Raw genomic sequence first — 18,884 nt, forward strand, 5'->3', positions numbered from 1 at the left:
GACGTTTTCGGTGCTCAGCGCACAGGAGTGCGCTTCCGCGCCGAAAACGCCGATCTGGGCCCGTCTCCTGTGCGGGTGACCGCCGCTCTGTGTTGGCTGGGGCCGTCTCCTGTGCGGGTGACCGCCGCTCTAGAACAGCTTCATCTGACGATCGGCCCCGGCGCGTGATCCCCGCTGCGCCTCGGGCGACGGGCCGGCCCGAAGGAGCAGGCGCTCCTCCACCTCGCGAACGAACGGCGACACCTCGGTCTCAACCACCTTGCCGTGCCGCGCGCGCTGCATGGCGCGGGTGAGGAACAACCGCTCTCGCGCCCGCGTCATGCCCACATAAAAGAGCCGGCGCTCCTCGACGACGTCCGTCTCGTCCCTGCCGGGGAACCGGAGCGGGAGCAGGCCGTCCTCGCACCCCACGAGGAAGACCACCCGGAACTCGAGCCCCTTGGCCGCGTGCAGCGTCAGCAGCGAGATGCGGTCGGCCCGCGGATCCCACGCGTCGATCTCGGAGCACACCGCGAGCTCGATCAAGAAACGATCGACGTCGCCGCCGCAGCGCTCCGCGAGCGCGAGATGCAGCTCCAGCGCCGCGTCCACGTCGGCCTCGCGCAGACACGCCGCGCTCGCCGCGCCCTCCTCGGGCGGAGCGCCGGCGAGACCGGGCTGCGCCACCTCCTCGCGGAGGCGCGCCGCGGCCGCCTTGAGGCGCCCCGCGAGCGGCCCCGGCGGTGCGGCGGCGAGCGCCTGCGCGAGCGCCTCCGAGCCCGCGCGCTCGGCGAGGCGGCGATCCGAGCGCCGCTGGAACGGCATCCCCGAGCGGGCGAACGCCTCCCGGAGCCGCTCGGACTGCGCCTCGGTCCGGTAGAGCACCGCGAAATCCGAGAAGGAATAGTCGCCGCTCCCGGCAGGATCGCCCACCCGCCCGCTATCCATCGAGAAGAACGTGGACCCGCCGAGCATCCGCTCGATCGTGTGGACCACGCGCTCGGCTTCGGCGGCTTCCGTCGGCGATTCGTAGAAGGCCACGAGCTCCACGCCGCCCGCGCTCGGCAGGAGCTCCCGCGCGCCGAGCGTCGGTGAGGGTGCGATCACCTGGAGCGCCACCTCGACGATGGGGTGCGACGAGCGGTAGTTCCGCTTCAACCGCACCACGCGGGCCGCCGGGAAATCTTGCTGGAAACGGAAGAAGAAGCCCACGTCCGCGCCGCGGAATCCGTAGATCGCCTGATCGGGATCGCCGATGGCGCAGACGTTCCCGCCGGGAGCGACGAGCGCGCGCACCAGCCGGTACTGGCGCTCATCGATGTCCTGGTACTCGTCGATCGAGAGATACAGGGCCCGCTCGCGCGCCGCGGCGAGCGCTCCGCTCTCCTGCTCCAGGAGCAGGACGGCGTGCCCGATCAGGTCGTCGAGGTCGAGGAGCCCGCGCGCGGCGAGCTCGTCCTCGTACACCTTCCACGCGCGGTCCACGTGGCGGTCGATCTCGCCGCCCGCGGCCGGCGACCCGTGCGCGTCGGCGTGGCGCGGGCAGCGCCGCTTCAGCGCGGCGATGTCGGCGAGCAACCGGGACGCCCGCCGGTCCGGGACGCCCAGCGCCGCGGCGAGCAGCGCCGTCCGCTCGCGCTCGCCGGCGATCGCGGGCGGCGCGGCCCCCGCGGCCTGCGCGTGCTCGCGGAGCAGGGAGAGGCCGAACGCATGGAAGGTCATGGCGGGCACGCGGCCGCCGGCCTCGCCGAGCAGCGCGCCGAGCCGCTCCCGCAGCTCGTCGGCGGCGCGGCGGGTGAAGGTGATCGCGAGGCACTGCTCCGGCGGGACCCCGAGATCGAGGACGAGGTGCGCGATCCGGTGCGTGAGCGTGCGGGTCTTGCCTGTGCCTGGCCCCGCGAGGAGGAGCAGCGCGCCGTCCGTGATCTCCGCCGCGGCCCGCTGCTCCGGGTCGAGCGCGTCGAGCGGCGCTGCGCCGGGCGGCGCAGGCGGCGCGCCGCGGGACACCTCGCCGGCCGGGGCCGGGCGAGGCGCCGCGTCGGCCCGGCCGCGGCGCGGAGGGGGGCGCGACGCCGCGGGAGCGCGCGCCACCGAGGGAGGCGGCTGCGGCGCCGCGGCCTCCGGCTGGAAGAGGAGCCCGCCCCCGCGGCGCTGCGCGAGCTCCTCCGGCTGGAAGACCCGGATCGCGCCGTACTCGCCGTCGTAGCCTGCGTCGCGGATCACGCGCCCTTCGCGCATCCGCGCGATCGCCTCGGCGAGCAGGGGCGTGCCGGCGCGCTCGATCTCGTCGAGCGGGGCGTCGCCGAGGAGGAACAGCTCGGGGCCGATGCGCGACAGCACCCCGTCGTAGCTCCGCTGCACCACCTTGCTGGCGGCGCCCACGCCGTGGAGCTCGGCCAGCACCTCGGGCAGCGGCACCAGGTTGCGGAACTCGCTCGCGCCCTCGGGGCGCACGCCCTCGTCGCGATCGGCGAGCTCCTCGACCCGGTGCAGCACGCCCACCGTGACCGGGTGCCCGCACACGGGGCAGGCGAGGGCGAGCGCCCGCGTCTCCGCGGGCGAGAGCACGACATTGCACTTACGGTGGCCGTCGAGGTGGTATTTGCCCTCTTCCGGGAAGAACTCCACCGTGCCCCCGAAGCCCTCACCGGTCTCCAGGGCGCGCCGGATCGCGAAGTAGTCGAGCGGGGCGTCGAAGGCCGTGGCCTCGCGCCCGAGCTTCGCGGGCGAGTGCGCGTCCGAGCTCGAGACGAGCCGGTACCGATCGAGCCCGGAGATCCGCCAGTTCATTGCAGGATCGGACGAGAGCCCGGTCTCGAGCGCGAAGATGTGGGGCGCGAGATCGCCATAACACTCCTCGACCGCGTCGAAGCCCGCCTTGGAGCCCAGCACCGAGAACCAGGGAGTCCAGATGTGCGCCGGCACGAGGTAGGAGCCCTCGCCGGCCTCCAGCACGATCTCGAGAAGGTGGCGCGAATCGAGCCCGAGGATGGGCCGCCCGTCGGCGGTCAGGTTGCCGATCTTGGCGAGCGCGCGGACGATGCGCTCCGCCGCGTCGAAGCTGGGCGCGTAGAGGAGGTGATGGATCTTCCGCGTCCGATCTCCCTTCTTGTAGATCGTCGAGATCTCCACCGAGAGGACGAAGCGCGTCTCTCCGCGGCAGGCCCCGGGGAGCCGATCCGAGACCGCGCGGCCGAGATCGTCCCGCAGGCGGAAGAGCCCGGGCTCGGCGGGCACGAGGTGCTCGCGGAGCTCGGCCATCCACGCTGGATGGGTGAAGTCCCCCGTGCCCAGCACCGCGATGCCCTTGCGCTGAGCCCAGTAGCTCAGATGCGCGAGATCGCAATCGCTGCTCGTCGCGCGGGAGTACTTCGAGTGCACATGGAGGTCTGCATAAAAACGCATGGTGTTCCGCCGTGAGGTGCCGTTTACCTATCGAGCTCCCTCGCGCTGTCAATCGCGGATACCAGCAATCTCGATGAAATATGGCTGGAAATTGAGGTAGGCTGATCGCAATGCGCTGCGATGCGTGAGAGTCCTTGTCCTGTGGCAAAAGGCGCTCGCTCGATGCAATGCCGTTCGACGGGCTCGCCCGTGTGGCAAGAGATGCTCGCCCCGAACCTACACGCGCGGGCGCGAGCCCCGGTCCGGAGGGGACCGCCGGCCGCTGCGAGGCATCACGAGGTCACGGGGTCGCGGTCGAGGGCGCCGGGGTCTTGCGGGTCAGGTAGAAGAAATCGCGCAGGGAGCGCTTGCGGATGTACTCGTCTTCCGAGAACTCGAAGCCGCTCGCCAGCGCGACCGGCGCGAGGGCGCCGCCCTCACCCGGCTCGTAGAGGAGGAACTTCGGGTACGACCAGTTCACGTCGAGCTGCGCCACCGCCGAGGCGCCGGCGTGCTGCATGCCGAGCGCGATGGCGGGCGCCGTCGTGTGATTGCTGATCCCGACGTAGAGGACCTTGCCGTCGCGGTCGAGCCCCACCGCGGAGCGGCGGATCACCGTGTTGCCGTCCAGCGTGGCGCCCCAGTTGCGGACCTGCGGCGCGCGGAGCAGCGGGTGCAGCTCGCCCTCGTCGACCATGCAGCTCGGCGTCTGCCGCCACCACGGCATGTCGCTCTCTCCCGCCGAAAGCCTGGTCCATGGCGCGATCTGCAGCCGTCCGTCGCCGCGCCGCGCGAGCGTGCAGCCCTGGTCCCGGGGGCGCACAAGCGTCACGCCGTCGACCCGCATCCCCCACTGGCCGTGCTCGGTCATGAAGCCGCCGTTGAACGCCGCGAGCAGCCGCCCGTGGTCCGCCTCCGGGATCTTCGCGGGCCGCTCGTAGGGCTTGCCCTCCTCGGTCGTCGCCGCCGGCTCCCGGGAGCCGGCCATGAGGTGCACATCGACCCGCGCGAGATCCACCGCCACGATGAACAGCTCCGCCCAGGAGCGGTTCGGATCCGGGTGGAGCAGCGTCTTGTGGAGGCGCGGCGCGTCGCTCGGATGGGCGTGATCCGCGATGGGCACCCACCGCCCGTCGCCGGGAGCCGACCAGGCCGCGTGCGAGGGGCCGACGTCCGTCGGCCGGAACGCCGCCGCGCCGGCGCCCCCCGCGGCCGGGCTCGGCGTTGCAGCCGCCGACGGTGAGGCGGTCGCGGCAGGGCCCGGCGGCTCGGGCACCTCCCAGTACGTCTTCGGCGGCTCGTCCTTGCGCCAGAGCTGGTGGACGCGATCCTCCAGGGCGTAGGCGGTCTCCTCGAGGGCCGTCACGTTCTCGGCCCCGATCACCGAACGCAGCCCGTTCGCGACGAGCGGGCCCATCCATGGGATGCGGTGCACCGCGATCCATAACCCGGCCCCGGAGAGCACCGGGACGGCGACGGCACCGAGAGCCCAGCGCCGAAGCCGGGATCGGGGCGACCGAAGTGCGGGGCGCTCCGGAGCGGAGTGCCCGACCTGAGCCGGCGTTTTCGAGGCTTCGGCGGTTTCGGCCATGGCGTGCTGCTCTGCTTCGAAGGGGCGGGAAGACGCAGGAGGTCGCGGGCGACGCGGGGCGACCTGCGAGCGCGAGCGCACGAGAAGCGGGCCCTCCGCTCGGGCGACGGTCTAGCATGGCGCGCCGCGCGCGCGGAGGGCGCTCCGCGCACCGCGAGCGGAGCGGCTCGACTTCCTCACCACGCCGTACTAGAGTCGCCGCCTCGGACTGACCTGGCACGGGTCGCGGTGCTCGGTCGCTGTCATTGGTCCTCGCAGCCCCCGCTCAAGGGGGCGCGAGGCGGCAGCTCTCCGTGATCGAACCCTCTTCGCAAGGAGGGCGCGGTGCCGCGGCGTACTTTCCGCCCTTGCTCAGGAGGGGCTGTGCTCCAGCCCGATTCCAGCCCGATGTCCATGCAATTTGCCGATCTCAAGCTCATCGAACCGCTTCTCCGCGCCATCGAGGCCGAGGGGTACAGCGCCCCGACGCCCATCCAGCAGCAGGCCATCCCGCCCATCCTAGAGGGCAACGACCTCCTCGGTTGCGCGCAGACCGGCACGGGCAAGACCGCCGCGTTCGCGCTGCCGATCCTGCAGCGCCTCGCGCAGAGCGGCGGGCCGAGGCAGGGCGGGCTCCGCGTGCTCGTGCTCACCCCGACGCGCGAGCTCGCGGCGCAGGTCGCCGAGAGCTTCACCACGTACGGCAAGAACCTCGGCCTGCGGACCGCGGTCGTCTTCGGCGGGGTGGGGCAGCGCCCCCAGATGGAGGCGCTGCGCCGCGGCGTCGACGTGCTCGTGGCGACGCCGGGCCGGCTGCTCGATCTCTGCTCGCAGGGCATCGCCCCGTTCGGTCGGCTCGACACGCTCGTCCTCGACGAGGCCGATCGGATGCTGGACATGGGGTTCATCCACGACATCCGGCGCGTGCTCGCGATGCTGCCCGAGCGCCGGCAGACGCTCCTGTTCTCTGCGACGATGCCGCCGGACATCCTGAAGCTCGCGAACAGCATCCTGCGCAGCCCGGTGCGCGTCGAGGTCGCGCGGATCGCCACGACGGCCGAGAACATCGACCAGCGGGTGGTCTTCGTCGAGCGGTCCGACAAGCGCGCGATGCTGGAGCACGTGCTCAAGGATCCCGCGCTCCGCCGGGCGATCGTGTTCACCCGCACCAAGCACGGCGCCAACCGCGTGGTCCAGCAGCTCAGCCGTGCGCGCATCGAGGCGGTCGCCATCCACGGGAACAAGTCCCAGGGCGCGCGCGAGCGGGCGCTCGCGAGCTTCAAGCAGGGGACGACGAGCGTGCTCGTCGCGACCGACATCGCGGCGCGCGGCATCGACATCGACGACATCTCGCACGTGATCAACTACGATCTCCCGAACATCCCGGAGAGCTACGTGCACCGCATCGGCCGCACGGCGCGCGCCGGGGCGTCCGGGGTGGCGCTCTCGTTCTGCGACAGCGAGGAGCGCGCTTATCTCGCCGACATCGAGCGCCTCATCCAGAAGCGCCTCCCCCTCCTCGCCGACCCCGGGGTTCCCGCCTTCCAGATCGATCCCAGGCCCGCGCCGCAGGCGCCGGGGCAAGCTCGCCCGCAGGCGCAGGGCCGGCCGCAGGGACAGGGCCGTCCACACCCCCAGGGGCAAGCTCGCCCGCAGGGACAGGGCCGGCCGCAGGGACAGGGCCGTCCACACCCCCAGGGGCAAGCTCGCCCGCAGGCGCAGGGCCGGCCGCAGGGGCAAGCTCGCCCGCAGGGACAGGGCCGCCCGCACCCCCAGGGGCAAGCTCGCCCGCAGGCGCAGGCCTCCGCGCAGGCGCAGCCCCCGGCGCGGCCGCAGCCGCGGCACGACACCCCTCGCGTCGATAACTGATCCTCACCGCGCTGCCCGCCGCGCTCGATCCGTCACGCCGCGCATCGCCTGATGCGCGCGGCGTCGCGAGCCCCGCGCTCGTTGGCGCTCGCCGCGCGCCAACGAGGGTGAGGGCGCCGCGCCGAGGCGCGCAGGTCGTCTGCAAGGCGCTCAGGTCGCTTGCGACCCGACCATGCCAGAATGACGCACTTCGACATTATCTCGTCGATGTACGGAAACTCTGGCACGATCGCCCTCATGCGCGTTCCCGTCATCGTTGTAAGCCTGCTCACGATCGCTGCCTGCGATCGCGGTGCTCCTTCTTCGAGCTCGTCCACCACGGGCGCCCAGGCCTCCGCCGATCCGGCGCCGATCGCCTCCGCCGCGCCGGTCGCCTCCGCGAGCAGCGCGCCGGTCGAGGCGCCCGACGCCAGCGCCGCTCCCGCGGCGGCCGACACCGCCGATGCCGCCGCGCCCGCGGCGAGCGCGGCGGCGGCCGACGCCGGGCCGCCCGCGGCCGACGACAGCCGCCTCTCGGTGGAAGGGCGAGCCGTCCAGGGAGGGCTCCTGCGCGCCAAGCTGAACGGCAAGCTGCGCCGCATGGCGTTCCCCGGCCATCGCGTGACCGTCAGCGACGAAGGGGAGTTCCTGATCGCCTTCTCACGCAACGCGCCAGCGCAGGAGAAGCTGACCATCACGTTCGACGACGGGCAGGTGCTCGAGAAGATCTTCGACGTGGAGCCTCGCAAGTTCGAGGTCGACAAGGTCGACCACCTGCCGGAGAACATGGTCAAGCTCGACATGGCGACGCGCGTGAAGCTCACGCAGGCCGAGAAGAAGCTCGACGCGCTCCGGAGCAAGTACACGAAGAGGAACTGCTACAAGAACGGCTTCATCTGGCCGTCCAAGGGCCCCATCACCTCGCGGTACGGCCAGCCGCGCCTGCTCAACGGCACGGACGGCGGGATCCACTGGGGCGTGGACATCGCGGTGCCCGTCGGTACGCCGGTGCGCGCGCCTGCCTGCGGCAAGGTCGTGCTCGTCGAGAAGGACCTCCCGCTGAGCGGTCACACCGTGATCATCGATCACGGGCAGGGACTGACCTCCACGTTCATCCATCTGCACGGCTTCGCCGTGAAGGTGAACGACGAGGTCAAGCAGGGGCAGGTCATCGCGACCGTCGGGATGACCGGCCGCACGAACGGACCGCACCTCGACTGGCGCATGAATCTCTTCGAGACACGCGTCGATCCAGAGCTCCTGATCTCCGCCGCGAAGTGACGCACGGCGGGGCAATGTGCCACACGAAGAGCGTTCGTGGCTGAGCTCCCCCGGGCGGAAACGTGGCTCGGGTTCCGCCCTCGAAGCGCCCGGCGCCTCCAGGCGCACGCCCGCTGTTCTTCCTTTCCTGGCCGATGGATGATCGAATGGCCGCCGAGTTCGCCGGGAGGACAAGCTCTCTCCCGAGAGCCTCTGGGCGGCATATCCCTTGCAAATTTCCGGACCGACGAAGTCACTCAATCCGGATATCGATTTTGCAAGGAGTCGGTCATGAAGATGCTGTCGCCTCGAGCTCATGGGTTTGTGGACTATGCGGTTGCGGCCCTGTTCCTGCTGGCCCCGTCGCTGTTCGGCTTCGGCGGGCTCCCCGAAACGCTCTGCTACATCCTGGGCGCCGCGCATCTCGGGATGACGCTGCTCACCGCGTTCCCGCTGGGCGCCGCGAAGCTCATCCCGTTCCCTGTCCACGGAGCGATCGAGGCCACGGTCGCCGTGCTCCTCGTCGCGGCGCCGTGGCTGTTCGGCTTCGATGAGGAGCCCGCCGCGAGGAGCTTCTATCTCGTGTCGGGCGTGGCCGTCGGCCTGGTCTGGCTCGCGACGGACTACCGTTCTTCCTATGCCACGACGACGGCCAGCGCGCGTTACCGGCCGGAGCACCGGTCGTTCTCCTGAGGGTCGTGCGCGTGCGCCTCGCGATCAACCCGGCGGTCGAGGGGGTGGTGGATCGCGCGGATTTGCGGCAAGCTCATGCGTGGCGGGAGGACAGACGCCGTGAGCGACCCGAAGAAGCCGGATCCGATGAGCCTGCGGGTGGGTGACTTCCTCGTGAAGGTGGTGCCCGTCGGTGAGACGAGCGACGCCCTCGATACCGAGGCGAACCGCGAGCGGGCGCAGCGGGCCGAGGAGGACCAGCGGGCGGCCCAGCTCGGCGCGAGCGGCGAGGGGGCAGGGGAGGCCGCGCAGAAGGCGGCGGAGGCAGCCGTGGACGAGGCGATCGAGGAGGCGCGGGCGCGCTTGAAGAGCGCCGGCGAGGACGTGCCGATCTTGGTGTGCGATCCGGTGACCGGAGCGACGTTCACCCTGGAGTGACCGAGGGCGGTACCGTCCACCCGGTGTCCCTGCGCGCCACGGTTGCGCCCGGTTCCACGGTCCCGCGCGCACCTCGACCGCGACGGAACGGCCTTCCGGCGCATCTTCTCCGAGACTCCCATCCTGAGCGCGCCCGCCTCAGGGGGCCCTGTTTCGACCAGCACGGCAGCGATGGCTGCCGTTATCGTGGATGTTCCTCTGTTTGGTTCGGCCGTCCATCCGCTCCGTCCGAAGCCCTGTCCGCTCCCGTGGAGGAAAACACGGCGCTCCAAGTCTTCAACATTGCTCCGATCCGGTCAGGGAGTTACTCCACTTCCCGCAACGACTGACGCAGGGGAGAGCCATGATGAACATGCCGATGATGCCGATGATGCCGAACATGATGGGCATGATGCCGATGATGGGCGGCATGATGCCGAACATGATGGGCATGATGCCGATGATGGGCATGACGCCGATGATGAACGGCATGATGCCGAACATGATGGGCATGATGCCAAACATGATGGGCGGCATGATGCCAAACATGATGGGCGGCATGATGCCGAACATGATGGGCATGATGCCGATGATGGGCGGCACGATGCCGAACATGATGGGCATGATGATGCCCGCGATGATGATGCCGAACATGATGGGCATGATGATGCCCGGCATGAAGATGGCGGCCTGAACCGAGGAACGTCGGCGAGCGGCTCAGCCCCGACGGTCGGGAGCGGGCGCTCCGGACCTGCGCAGCGCGACGCCTCCGCTGCGAGGCGTCGCGCGCGGGCGCTCGCCCCGTCCAGTCACGCGCCGGCTGCTTCCTGCGGCTTCGGGTGCTGATCCCGCGATACAAACACCGCCGCTGCCAGGTCCCCCACCACGTTGATCACCGTCCGGCACATGTCGAGGAACCGATCCACCCCGAGGACCAGGCCGAGCCCCTCGGGCGGGATGCCGAGCAGCCCGAGGATCATCGCGATGACGGGCAGCGAGCCGGCCGGGATGCCCGCCGTGCCGATCCCCCCGAGCACCGAGATGAGCATCACGGTCGCCTGCTGCCCGAAGCTCAGCGAGACGCCGTAGACCTGGGCCAGGAAAAGCACGGTCACCCCCTCGAACAGCGCCGTCCCGTTCTGGTTCATCGCGGCGCCGGCGGTCAGCACGAAGCGCGCCACGGACGGCGGCAGCTTCAGCTCCTCCTCGGCCACCTTCAGCGCGGTCGGCAGCGTCGCGTTCGACGAGGCGGTCGAGAACGCCGTCACGATCGCCGTCCGGCTCCCGCGAAAGAACGTGACCGGCGACATCCCGCCAAGGAAGCGGACCGAGAGCGAATAGACAACGAACATGTGAAGGCCGAGGCCGAGCAGCACCGTGAGCACGTACGCCGCCAGCTGCTGCATGATGCCGATGCCCATGCGGGACGTGATCGTGAAGAGCAGCGCGCCCACGCCGATCGCCGCGAACCGGAGCACCCCCTCGATGAGCCGCATCGAGACGTCGAGCAGCCCCTGGATGCACTCGCGGAGCCGCGCCGCCGCGTCGGTCTGGGTGAGCGACAGGGCGATGCCGAAGAGCAGCGAGAACGTGATCACCGCGAGCACGTCGCCCCCTGCCGCCGCCTTGAAGATGTTGTCCGGCACCATCGCGATGATCATCCCCACCGGCGAGGTGTCGGCCGGCGCGGTCGCCGCCTTGATCCCCCCGCCGTGCGCGAGGCTCCGGACCGCCTCGGGCAGGCCGTCGCCCGGGCGGATCAGGTTCACCAGGACGAGGCCGATCAGCACCGCGATGCTCGAGACGACGGCCGTGTAGCCCAGCGTCCGCAGGCCGAGCCGACCGACGTGCTTCAGGTCGAGCTCGCAGACGCCCATCACGAGCGCCGAGAACAGGATCGGGAGCACGAGCATGAACAGCAGGCGCAGGAAGATCTGGCCCACCGGGTAGGTGATGTGATCGACGATCCAGGTGAGCGCCGGGTGCCCTGCCGCGACAGCGTTCGCCGTGAGACCGCCCGCTGCCCCGACCGCGACGCCGAGCAGCATCGTTCGATGCGATGACATGGCGCCACCTTACACAAGCCGCGGCGCCGCGATCCGCGGAGTTGACGCCACGCCCCCGGGCCCTCCACGGCCAACGGGGCGTCCTGCGGGCACGGATCGACCTCCGCACGCGCCGTTCGCGGGCCAAGGGCCGCCTGTCCAAGCCCACGCGGATCCATTAGGCTCCCGGCCGGCAATGCTGAAGCCGGGCGATTCGTTCGAGCGGTACACGATCGAGGCCGCCATCGGGCAGGGGGGGATGGGCTGCGTCTACCGGGCGCACGACGCGCGGCTCGGGCGGCGCGTCGCGGTCAAGGTGATCGCGGGCGGCGCCGTGGACGAGGACGCCGGCGCGCGCCTGCTCCGCGAGGCGCGCGCCGCCGCAGCGCTCGATCACCCGAACGCCGTCTCGATCTTCGACGTCGGCGAGCTCGAGGGGACGCCGTTCATCGTGATGGAGCTCGTCCCGGGCCGCACCCTGCGCAGCGCCATCAGCGGCGCCGACGCGCCGGCCTCGACGCGGGTCGCCTGGCTCTCCGACGTCGCCCGCGCGCTCGCGGCGGCGCACCGGCGGGGGCTCGTCCACCGGGACATCAAGCCGGAGAACGTGATGGTCCGGGACGACGGGGTGATCAAGGTGCTCGACTTCGGCATCGCGCGCCGCGCCGCCGGCGACGCCGATCCGAACGCGTCCACCGAGGCCCCTGCGCTGCCGACGCTGACCGCGCTCGGCGTCAAGCTCGGGACGCCGGTCTACATGGCCCCGGAGCAGATCCGCGGCGCCGAGCTCGACGGGCGCGCGGACCAGTTCGCGTGGGGCGTGCTCGCCTTCGAGCTCCTCACCGGCAGGCTGCCCTGGCGCGGCGCCGGCGACATGCTCGCCGTCGTCGCGTCGATCCTCACCGACGACGCCGACCGCGCCCTGCTCGACGCCGCCGCCGTTCCGCCGGCGGTGAGCGCGGTCGTGCTGCGCGCGCTGTCGAAGCGCCCCGACGATCGGTTCGCGTCCATGGACGAGCTCCTGCGCGCGCTGGAGGCGGCCGGGAGGGGCGAGGCGCCCGCCGCGCCTGCAGCCGCGACGTCCGCGCCGCCCGCGCAGGCGCCCGGCGTGAAGGGCAGCGAGGCGCCTCGCGGCGGCGAGACCGCGGCGCAGCGGTTCTCGACCGAGGAGGTCCGCGACGTCCTCGCGCAGGCGATCGAGCGCCAGGCATCCGCCGACGGAGGCGAGGCGCGCGCCCAGCGGGGCGACGCGCGCCTCGGCTTCGATGACCTGCTCGCCGCGGCGGAGGAGGTGGGCGTGGGCCCCGAGGCGCTGCGCGAGGCGAGCCGCGCGCTTCGCGCGCGCGAGCGCGATGGCGTGGAGCGGAGGTCGAGCGCGACGACCGCCGCCGAGCGCGCCGCGTGGCTCCGGCGCAAGCGCCGCGATTTCTACCGGCACCTCGGCGTCTACCTCATCGTCAACGCGGCGCTCCTCACGCTCGCCTTTCCGCTCGGCGTCGTGCTCTGGGCAGCGATCATCCCGCTGGGCTGGGCCATCGGGGTCGCCATCCACGGGCTTGTCGCGTTCACCGCGCACGAGGACGACTGGGCCGAGGAGGCCGAGCGCATGCAGTGGTGGCACGAGCACCATCGCCGCAGGCACGAGGTGGCCATGGCGAGGGCGATCGGCAAGGACTGGCGCCTTGCGGCGGCCCCGCGCCAGCGCATCGGCGCGGCGGAGGAGGGGGACCGTCGGGGCAAGCTGCGCGTCGAGACGGACACCGCGCGCTCCACGGCGGAGCGGGCGGAACGGGCGGAGCGGGCGGAAGAAGAGGCCTCGGTCGCGGTGAACGAGCCCCAGCGGCGGCGGCGCTGACGTGGGAGCCGCGCCGCCCACGGCCTGACAAGGCGCCGGGCCGGCATGCGCTAAGCTCGCGGTCCTTCGGAGGCTCCATGTCCCAGCTGAACTTCATCGCCCGCTCGCTCGCGCCGCTCCAGGCGCTCCCGTCCTTCCTGCGCACGCGCGCGCAGACCGTGCTGTTCCGGCGCCTCGTGCCGTTCACCGGGACCGCCGGGATCCAGTTCGACGAGGTGAGCTCGGATCGGGTGGCACTGCGGCTCGCCAACGGTCCCAGGGTGCGGAACCACATCGGCGGGGTGCACGCCGCCGCGGCGGGGCTCCTGGCCGAGACGGCGACCGGCTTCGTCGTCGCCGTCAACCTGCCGGACGACAAGCTGCCGCTCCTGCGCAGCATGAAGATCGACTACAAACGCCGCGCCCAAGGCGGCCTCCGCGCGGTCGCGACCCTCACGCCCGAGCAGCGCCAGTCCTTCCTGGACCAGCCGAAAGGGGACGTGGCGGTCGCCGTCACGGTGACGGACGAGAGCGGCGCGTCGCCGATGGAGTGCGAGTTCGTCTGGGCCTGGGTGACCAAGGGGGTGTGACGCCGCCGCGTTCGCGCGCGGCGCGGGCGCAGTCAGTTGCGGCGGAGGCGCTCGATCTCGGCCAGCGCCTCGGCGAGCTGGCGCTCCAGGTCCGACGCGCGCCTGGCCTCCGCCTCGGCGCGCCTGGCCTCCGCCTCGGCGCGAAGCTCCGCCTCCTCGGCGCGACTGGCCTCGTCCGCTGCGCGCAGCTCCGCATCGTCCTTGCGCGCGAGCACGTCGTCCAGCATCACGCCGAGCCGCGCGATCAGCTCATCCGCCTCTTCCAGCTTCGCCGTCCCGCTGAAGAAGCGCAGCTTCGAGCCCTCCACCGCGAGTTCCAGCCCGAGCACCTGCGACGCGAACCGGCCTGCCTGGGGCATGACGGGCTGGTAGCTCCGGGTCCTGCGCGCCGCGTCGGCCGGCGGGAGTCGGTACCCGCGGAGGCTCAGCCGGCGCCGGTCGAAGATGAAGTACTCGGAGATGCCGAGCCGGGCATAACGCTCGACGTTGGTCTCGAAATCCTTCGTCAGGTTGCCCGCATAGGCCACCTCCAGGACCAGATCGAGCCCCTTGCCCTCCGCGCCGACGACCCATTTCATCCTCTCGCCAGGCTCCACATCGAGGACGGCGAGCAGATCCGGCGCGAAGGCCGGCTCGTCCGGATAGAAGACCGCGAGGTTCGAGGACAGGTAGATCCTCCGCCCGCTCCGGCGGAAATACGCGTCGAGCGTCGCGATCACCTGCGCCGCCGCCACGCGGTGCGGATCGCCCTCGGGCGGCTCGAGCTCGAACTCGGACGGAAGCATGTCCACGACCCGTGCGCGCTCCTCGTCGGTCATGCGCTCCCACGTCGCCTCGGAGGGGGCGCGCGGATCGTCGGGATCGAACGCGTAGCCGTGCTCGAGCGCCTGTCGCATGGGCCCTCATCCTAGCATTTCCCCGGATCCTCGGCCTGCGAGCGCGCGGGCGCAGGCCCCCTGGGCAGCCCTCAGAGCGTCAGGATCTCGCAGCCGCCCCGCGTGACGAGCACGGTGTGCTCGAACTGCGCCGAGAGGCTGCCGTCCTCCGTGACCATGGTCCACCCGTCGTCGAGCGTGCGGATGCGGTGCGAGCCCAGGTTGACCATCGGCTCGATCGTGATGGCCATCCCGGCGCGGAGCCGCATGCCCGACCCGCGCACCCCCGTGTGCGCGACGTGCGGCGGCAGGTGCATCCTCCGTCCGATGCCGTGCCCGCCGACCTCGCGGACCACGCCGCACCCCTCCGCGCGCGCGATCTCCTCGATCGCCGCGCCGATGTCGCCGAGCCGCGCCCCGTCGCGCACGACCGCGATGCCCGCGTCCCGGCAGCGCCTGGCGACGTCCACCACGTGCAGCGCCTCGGGGCTCGGCTCCCCGATGAAGAACGTCGCGGAGGTGTCGCCGTGGTAGCCGTCGAGCTCCGTGGTCACGTCGACGTTCACGATGTCGCCCGGCAGGAGCACCTCGTCGCGCCGCGGGATGCCGTGGCACACGACGTGGTTCCGGCTCGTGCACACCGCCGCAGGGAAGCCCTTGTAGCCGAGCTGACTCGGGCGGCCGCCGCGCCGCGCCGTGTCCTCGCGCACCCACTGATCGATGTCCGCCGTCGTCACGAAGGGCTGGAGCCGCGCCCCGACGGCCGAGAGCGTCGCCGCCGCCGCGCGCCCTGCGCGCCGCATCGCCTCCCACGCGTGAGGCCTGAGGATGTCCACGTTCATACGAGGCGTATGCGCGGGCAGCGAGCGCCCATCCAATACCGTTTTGATCTCGGGCCCTCGCGCGCGGCTCCCCGCGCGCGGGGTTCGGGCTAGAATCGGCCGCGTGAGCCTCTCGCAGATCCGTTACTTCATCGCCGTCGCCGAGGAGGGCCACGTCGGCCGCGCCGCGCGCCGGCTCCACATCGCGCAGCCGCCCCTCAGCCGGCAGATCCGCGGCCTGGAGGACGAGCTCGGCGCGCAGCTGTTCGAGCGCACCGCGCGGGGCATGCGGCTCCTGCCGGCCGGCGCGGCGTTCCTCGACCACGCCCGCACCATCGTCGCCCAGGTCGACGCGGCCGTCGCCGATGTGCGCGGCTACGGCGCCGCGCCGCCCCCCGGCGATCTCGACGCCGGCCACCGCCAGCGCGCCGACCTGGGGTAGGGTGCCTCGCGTGGAACCAGGGGAACGGCATGGGCTACGACGCTGAGCTCGCGCTGGCCGTCGACGCGGCGCGCCGCGCGGGCGCGCTCCTCCGCGCGGAGTTCCACCGCCCGGGCGGCCCACGCGGCGCCGGGACGAGCGCCGACGTCGACGTGGAGGTCGAGCTCCTGCTGCGCGACGCGCTCACCCGGGCCACCCCGTACGCGTTCCTGGGGGAGGAGACCGGCGCCCTGGACGGCGTGGACCCGTCGCACCGCTGGGTCGTCGATCCGCACGACGGCACCGCGTCCTTCCTGCACGGCTACCGCGGCGCCTCGGTCTCCATCGGCCTCCTCCGCGAGGGCACCCCGGTGCTGGGCGTCGTCTTCGCGTACGCCTACCCCGACGACGACGGTGATCTCATCGCCTGGGCCGAGGGCGCCGGGCCGATCCGGCGCAACGGCGCCGCCGTCTCGACGTCGCTCGCCGGCGGCGCGCTCGATCGCTACGCCGTCGTGCTGCTCTCGCAGTCGGCGGACTACCTCCCGGCCCGCAACGCCCGCTGCGTCGCCCCCGCGCGGTTCCTCGCCCTCCCGAGCCTCGCCTACCGGCTCGCCCTGGCCGCGGCCGGCGAGGGCGTCGCCGCGGTCTCGCTCAGCCGGCCCCGCAGCTGGGACTACGCCGCCGGGCACGCGCTCGTGCGCGCCGCGGGCGGCGAGCTCGTCGACGACGACGGCGCGCCCATCGCGTACACGGCGCAGGGCGACGGCGAGGTCTGCCGCCTCTTCGGCGGCGCCCCCGCGGTCGTGCGCGAGCTCGCGCGCCGCCCGTGGAACGCCGTCATCCACGGCCGCATCCCGCCGCCGCAGGGCACGTACGGGCTCCTGCGCCCCTCGCGCAGCCTGCTCGTCGAGGGCGCTGGCACGCTCGCGCGCGCGCAGGGCTGCCTGCTCGGCCAGCTCGCGGGCGACGCGCTCGGCGCGCTCGTCGAGTTCCGCACCGCGGAGGCGATCGCGCCGCTCTACCCGGACGGCGTCCGCGACCTCGCCGACGGCGGGACGTGGGGCACGCTGGCCGGGCAGCCGACGGACGACTCCGAGATGGCGCTCATGCTCGCGCGCTCGATCGTCCGCAAGCGCGGCTTCGTCGCCGAGGCCGCGCTCGACGCCTACGTGCACTGGTACGGCTCCGGCCCGTTCGACATCGGCAACACCACGGCGGCCGCGCTCAGGGCCGCCGCGGGCGCGCCGCTGCCCGGCGCGCGCCGCGAGCGCGCCCGCGCCGCCGCGAGCCTGACGAGCGAGGCGAACGGCTCGGTGATGCGCGCGGCGCCGCTCGGCGTCCTCGGCGCGGGCCGCCCGCGGGAGGCCGCGGCCTGGGCGCGCGACGACAGCGCGCTCACGCACCCCCACCCGGTCTGCTGCGCCGCCTCCGCCGCGTTCGTCGCGGCCATCGCCGCGGCGGTGGGCGGCGCCGGCGTCGAGGGCGCCTGCGCCGCCGCCCTCGACGAGGCGCAGCGCAGCGGCGAGCGCGCGGTCGTCGCCGCGCTCACGGCCGCGCGCGGCGCCCCGCCCCGGAGCTTCTCGCACCAGGCCGGCTGGGTCCTCATCGCCCTGCAGAACGCCTTCTACCAGCTCCTCCACGCGCCCTCGCTCGAGCGGGGCCTCGTCGACACGGTGATGGCCGGCGGCGACACCGACACGAACGCCGCGATCGCCGGCGCGCTGCTCGGCGCGGCGCACGGCCGGGACGCCGTCCCGGACCGCTTCCGCCGCCTCGTGCTCAGCTGCCGCCCGCTCCCCGAGGCAGGGGCGAAGCACCGGCGTCCACCCGAGCTCTGGCCGGTCGACGCGATGCTCCTCGCCGAGGCGCTCCTCGCTGCCGGCCAGCGCGCGCAGCCCGACGAACGCGACTCGTCGGAGATCCTCTGAGCGCGAGGATAAAACATAATAAATTCAATAATTTGAATCCCGTTCGTGAGCCTCTTCAAGAGGATGAGGTTCTCCCCCGCGGCGCCGCGCGCCGGGCGCGCAGGCAGCGCTCCCGGAGCCTCGCTCGATCGGCAGGCAGGGACGCCGCTCAGCCGCCTGTCGGGCGCTCCAGGTGCCCGCCGAACTTGTGCCGCATCGCGGAGAGGACCTTCTCGGCGAAGGTGTGATCGTGGCGTGAGCGGAAGCGCGCGTAGAGCGCCGAGGACAGCACCTCTGCGGGGACGGCCTCCTCGATCGCCGCCATCACGGTCCAGCGGCCCTCGCCGGAGTCCTGCACGAAGCCGCTGTACCCGGCGAGCTCCGGGCTCTCGGCGAGGGCGATCGCGGTGAGGTCGAGCAGCCACGACCCCACCACGCTGCCTCGACGCCACACCTCGGCGATCTCGCCGAGGTCGAGCGCGTACCGGTGCTCCTCGGGCAGGCGCTCGCCCGCCGCGTTCTTGAGGATGTCGAACCCCTCCGCGTAGGCCTGCATCAGGCCGTACTCGATGCCGTTGTGGACCATCTTCACGAAGTGCCCGGCGCCGACCGGGCCGCAGTGCAGGTAGCCCTCCTCCGACGTGCTCTGCGCGCCGCCCTGGGCCTCCTGCCTGCCCGGCGTGCGCGGGATGTCCCCCGGCCCCGGCGCGAGCGTGCGCAGGATCGGCTGCACCAGGGCGAACGCCTCGGGGGCGCCGCCCACCATGAGGCAGTAGCCGCGCTCGATCCCCCACACGCCGCCGCTCGTGCCCACGTCGACGTAGCGGATGCCCTTCGGGGCGAGCGCCCTGGCGCGGCGGACGTCGTCCTTGAAGTAGGTGTTGCCCCCGTCGATGATCACGTCGCCGGCGCCGAGCAGCTCGCCGAGCTCCTCGACGACCCGCTCGGTCGGCGCGCCCGCGGGGAGCATGACCCAGACCACGCGCGGCGACGCGAGCTGCGCCACCGCGTCGCCCAGGGAGGAGGCCGTCGCCGCGCCCTCCTCACCGAGCCGCTTCACGCTGTCCTGGTTCAGATCGAACGCGACGACCTCGTGGCCGCCGCGCATGAGCCGGCGCGCCATGTTGGCGCCCATCCTGCCGAGTCCGATCATCGCGAGCTTCATCCGTCACGCTCCTGTCTGGGATCGCGGGCGTATCACAGCGGGCGGCGCGCGGTCGACGCCGCTCCGGTCCGGGCGCTCCTCCTGCTGCGGCGG

At 72.6% G+C, this 18,884-nt stretch carries 15 protein-coding genes; 9 read left to right on the plus strand and 6 right to left on the minus strand.

All coding sequences use genetic code 11. From position 1 onward, the window contains the following. Positions 1-129: 129 nt before the first annotated feature. Both WME95_RS19985 and WME95_RS19990 read right to left on the minus strand, forming a co-directional pair. Complete coding sequence (locus WME95_RS19985) at positions 130-3,384, minus strand: UvrD-helicase domain-containing protein (protein ID WP_437909949.1); 3,255 nt, start codon at positions 3,382-3,384, stop codon at positions 130-132. Positions 3,385-3,664: 280 nt separating this feature from the next. Then, on the minus strand, positions 3,665-4,798 hold the full coding sequence (locus tag WME95_RS19990) for a hypothetical protein (protein ID WP_437909950.1): 1,134 nt from the start codon (positions 4,796-4,798) through the stop codon (positions 3,665-3,667). Positions 4,799-5,347: 549 nt separating this feature from the next. Here WME95_RS19990 and WME95_RS19995 point away from each other — a divergent pair. The 5 genes from WME95_RS19995 to WME95_RS20015 all read left to right on the plus strand — a co-directional run bounded on the left by WME95_RS19995 (position 5,348) and on the right by WME95_RS20015 (position 9,824). Then, positions 5,348-6,802, plus strand: a complete 1,455-nt coding sequence (locus tag WME95_RS19995) for a DEAD/DEAH box helicase (RefSeq protein ID WP_437911003.1) — start codon at positions 5,348-5,350, stop codon at positions 6,800-6,802. A gap of 237 nt (positions 6,803-7,039) precedes the next feature. Continuing rightward, positions 7,040-8,062: a M23 family metallopeptidase gene (locus tag WME95_RS20000; RefSeq protein WP_437553790.1), complete on the plus strand. Its 1,023-nt coding sequence runs from the start codon at positions 7,040-7,042 to the stop codon at positions 8,060-8,062. Between the two features lie 270 nt (positions 8,063-8,332). Further along, the gene (locus WME95_RS20005) at positions 8,333-8,734 is read left to right on the plus strand and encodes an SPW repeat domain-containing protein (protein ID WP_012236164.1); all 402 of its coding nucleotides are present in this window, start codon (positions 8,333-8,335) and stop codon (positions 8,732-8,734) included. 99 nt (positions 8,735-8,833) lie between these two features. After that, positions 8,834-9,151: a hypothetical protein gene (locus WME95_RS20010; protein WP_437909951.1), complete on the plus strand. Its 318-nt coding sequence runs from the start codon at positions 8,834-8,836 to the stop codon at positions 9,149-9,151. A 343-nt stretch (positions 9,152-9,494) separates the two neighbouring features. Continuing rightward, the gene (locus tag WME95_RS20015) at positions 9,495-9,824 is read left to right on the plus strand and encodes a hypothetical protein (protein WP_437909953.1); all 330 of its coding nucleotides are present in this window, start codon (positions 9,495-9,497) and stop codon (positions 9,822-9,824) included. 115 nt (positions 9,825-9,939) lie between these two features. On the opposite strand, the gene WME95_RS20020 is transcribed toward WME95_RS20015, so the two are convergent. Further along, positions 9,940-11,196 (minus strand): dicarboxylate/amino acid:cation symporter, encoded by a 1,257-nt coding sequence (locus WME95_RS20020; protein ID WP_437909955.1) that lies wholly within the window; start codon positions 11,194-11,196, stop codon positions 9,940-9,942. Positions 11,197-11,371: 175 nt separating this feature from the next. Here WME95_RS20020 and WME95_RS20025 point away from each other — a divergent pair, with 175 nt between their 5' ends. Beyond that, positions 11,372-13,030 carry a protein kinase domain-containing protein gene (locus WME95_RS20025; RefSeq protein ID WP_437909956.1) on the plus strand — a complete coding sequence of 553 codons (1,659 nt, stop codon included), beginning with the start codon at positions 11,372-11,374 and terminating at the stop codon, positions 13,028-13,030. 77 nt (positions 13,031-13,107) lie between these two features. After that, the gene (locus WME95_RS20030; RefSeq protein WP_437909957.1) at positions 13,108-13,599 is read left to right on the plus strand and encodes a hotdog fold domain-containing protein; all 492 of its coding nucleotides are present in this window, start codon (positions 13,108-13,110) and stop codon (positions 13,597-13,599) included. A gap of 32 nt (positions 13,600-13,631) precedes the next feature. Here the strand turns inward: WME95_RS20030 and WME95_RS20035 are convergent, their stop codons facing one another. Both WME95_RS20035 and map read right to left on the minus strand, forming a co-directional pair. Further along, positions 13,632-14,495 (minus strand): Uma2 family endonuclease, encoded by an 864-nt coding sequence (locus WME95_RS20035; protein WP_437909959.1) that lies wholly within the window; start codon positions 14,493-14,495, stop codon positions 13,632-13,634. Between the two features lie 71 nt (positions 14,496-14,566). Next, entirely contained in the window at positions 14,567-15,316 is a 750-nt protein-coding gene (gene map / locus WME95_RS20040; RefSeq protein WP_437553801.1) for a type I methionyl aminopeptidase, read from the minus strand. Positions 15,317-15,419: 103 nt separating this feature from the next. On the opposite strand from map, the gene WME95_RS20045 reads away from it, so the two are divergent. Continuing rightward, on the plus strand, positions 15,420-15,737 hold the full coding sequence (locus WME95_RS20045) for a LysR family transcriptional regulator (protein WP_012236172.1): 318 nt from the start codon (positions 15,420-15,422) through the stop codon (positions 15,735-15,737). Between the two features lie 29 nt (positions 15,738-15,766). After that, positions 15,767-17,647, plus strand: a complete 1,881-nt coding sequence (locus WME95_RS20050; protein WP_437909961.1) for an inositol monophosphatase family protein — start codon at positions 15,767-15,769, stop codon at positions 17,645-17,647. Between the two features lie 148 nt (positions 17,648-17,795). Here WME95_RS20050 and gnd read toward each other — a convergent pair whose 3' ends face one another. Next, a complete protein-coding gene (gnd, locus tag WME95_RS20055) occupies positions 17,796-18,791 on the minus strand; it encodes a phosphogluconate dehydrogenase (NAD(+)-dependent, decarboxylating) (protein WP_437553810.1) in 996 nt (331 codons plus the stop codon). Between the last annotated feature and the right edge of the window lie 93 nt (positions 18,792-18,884).

The organism is Sorangium sp. So ce327 (assembly GCF_051530205.1).
GTDB lineage: Bacteria > Myxococcota_A > Polyangia > Polyangiales > Polyangiaceae > Sorangium > Sorangium cellulosum_B.

Coding starts and splice junctions, on each gene's coding strand:
- gnd (WP_437553810.1), bottom strand. CDS start 18,791: ATGAAGCTCGCGATGATCGGACTCGGCAGGATGGGCGCCAACATGGCG.
- WME95_RS20000 (WP_437553790.1), top strand. CDS start 7,040: ATGCGCGTTCCCGTCATCGTTGTAAGCCTGCTCACGATCGCTGCCTGC.
- WME95_RS20025 (WP_437909956.1), top strand. CDS start 11,372: ATGCTGAAGCCGGGCGATTCGTTCGAGCGGTACACGATCGAGGCCGCC.
- WME95_RS20050 (WP_437909961.1), top strand. CDS start 15,767: ATGGGCTACGACGCTGAGCTCGCGCTGGCCGTCGACGCGGCGCGCCGC.
- WME95_RS20030 (WP_437909957.1), top strand. CDS start 13,108: ATGTCCCAGCTGAACTTCATCGCCCGCTCGCTCGCGCCGCTCCAGGCG.
- WME95_RS19995 (WP_437911003.1), top strand. CDS start 5,348: ATGCAATTTGCCGATCTCAAGCTCATCGAACCGCTTCTCCGCGCCATC.
- WME95_RS20020 (WP_437909955.1), bottom strand. CDS start 11,196: ATGTCATCGCATCGAACGATGCTGCTCGGCGTCGCGGTCGGGGCAGCG.
- WME95_RS20035 (WP_437909959.1), bottom strand. CDS start 14,495: ATGCGACAGGCGCTCGAGCACGGCTACGCGTTCGATCCCGACGATCCG.
- map (WP_437553801.1), bottom strand. CDS start 15,316: ATGAACGTGGACATCCTCAGGCCTCACGCGTGGGAGGCGATGCGGCGC.
- WME95_RS20015 (WP_437909953.1), top strand. CDS start 9,495: ATGATGAACATGCCGATGATGCCGATGATGCCGAACATGATGGGCATG.
- WME95_RS20005 (WP_012236164.1), top strand. CDS start 8,333: ATGAAGATGCTGTCGCCTCGAGCTCATGGGTTTGTGGACTATGCGGTT.
- WME95_RS19985 (WP_437909949.1), bottom strand. CDS start 3,384: ATGCGTTTTTATGCAGACCTCCATGTGCACTCGAAGTACTCCCGCGCG.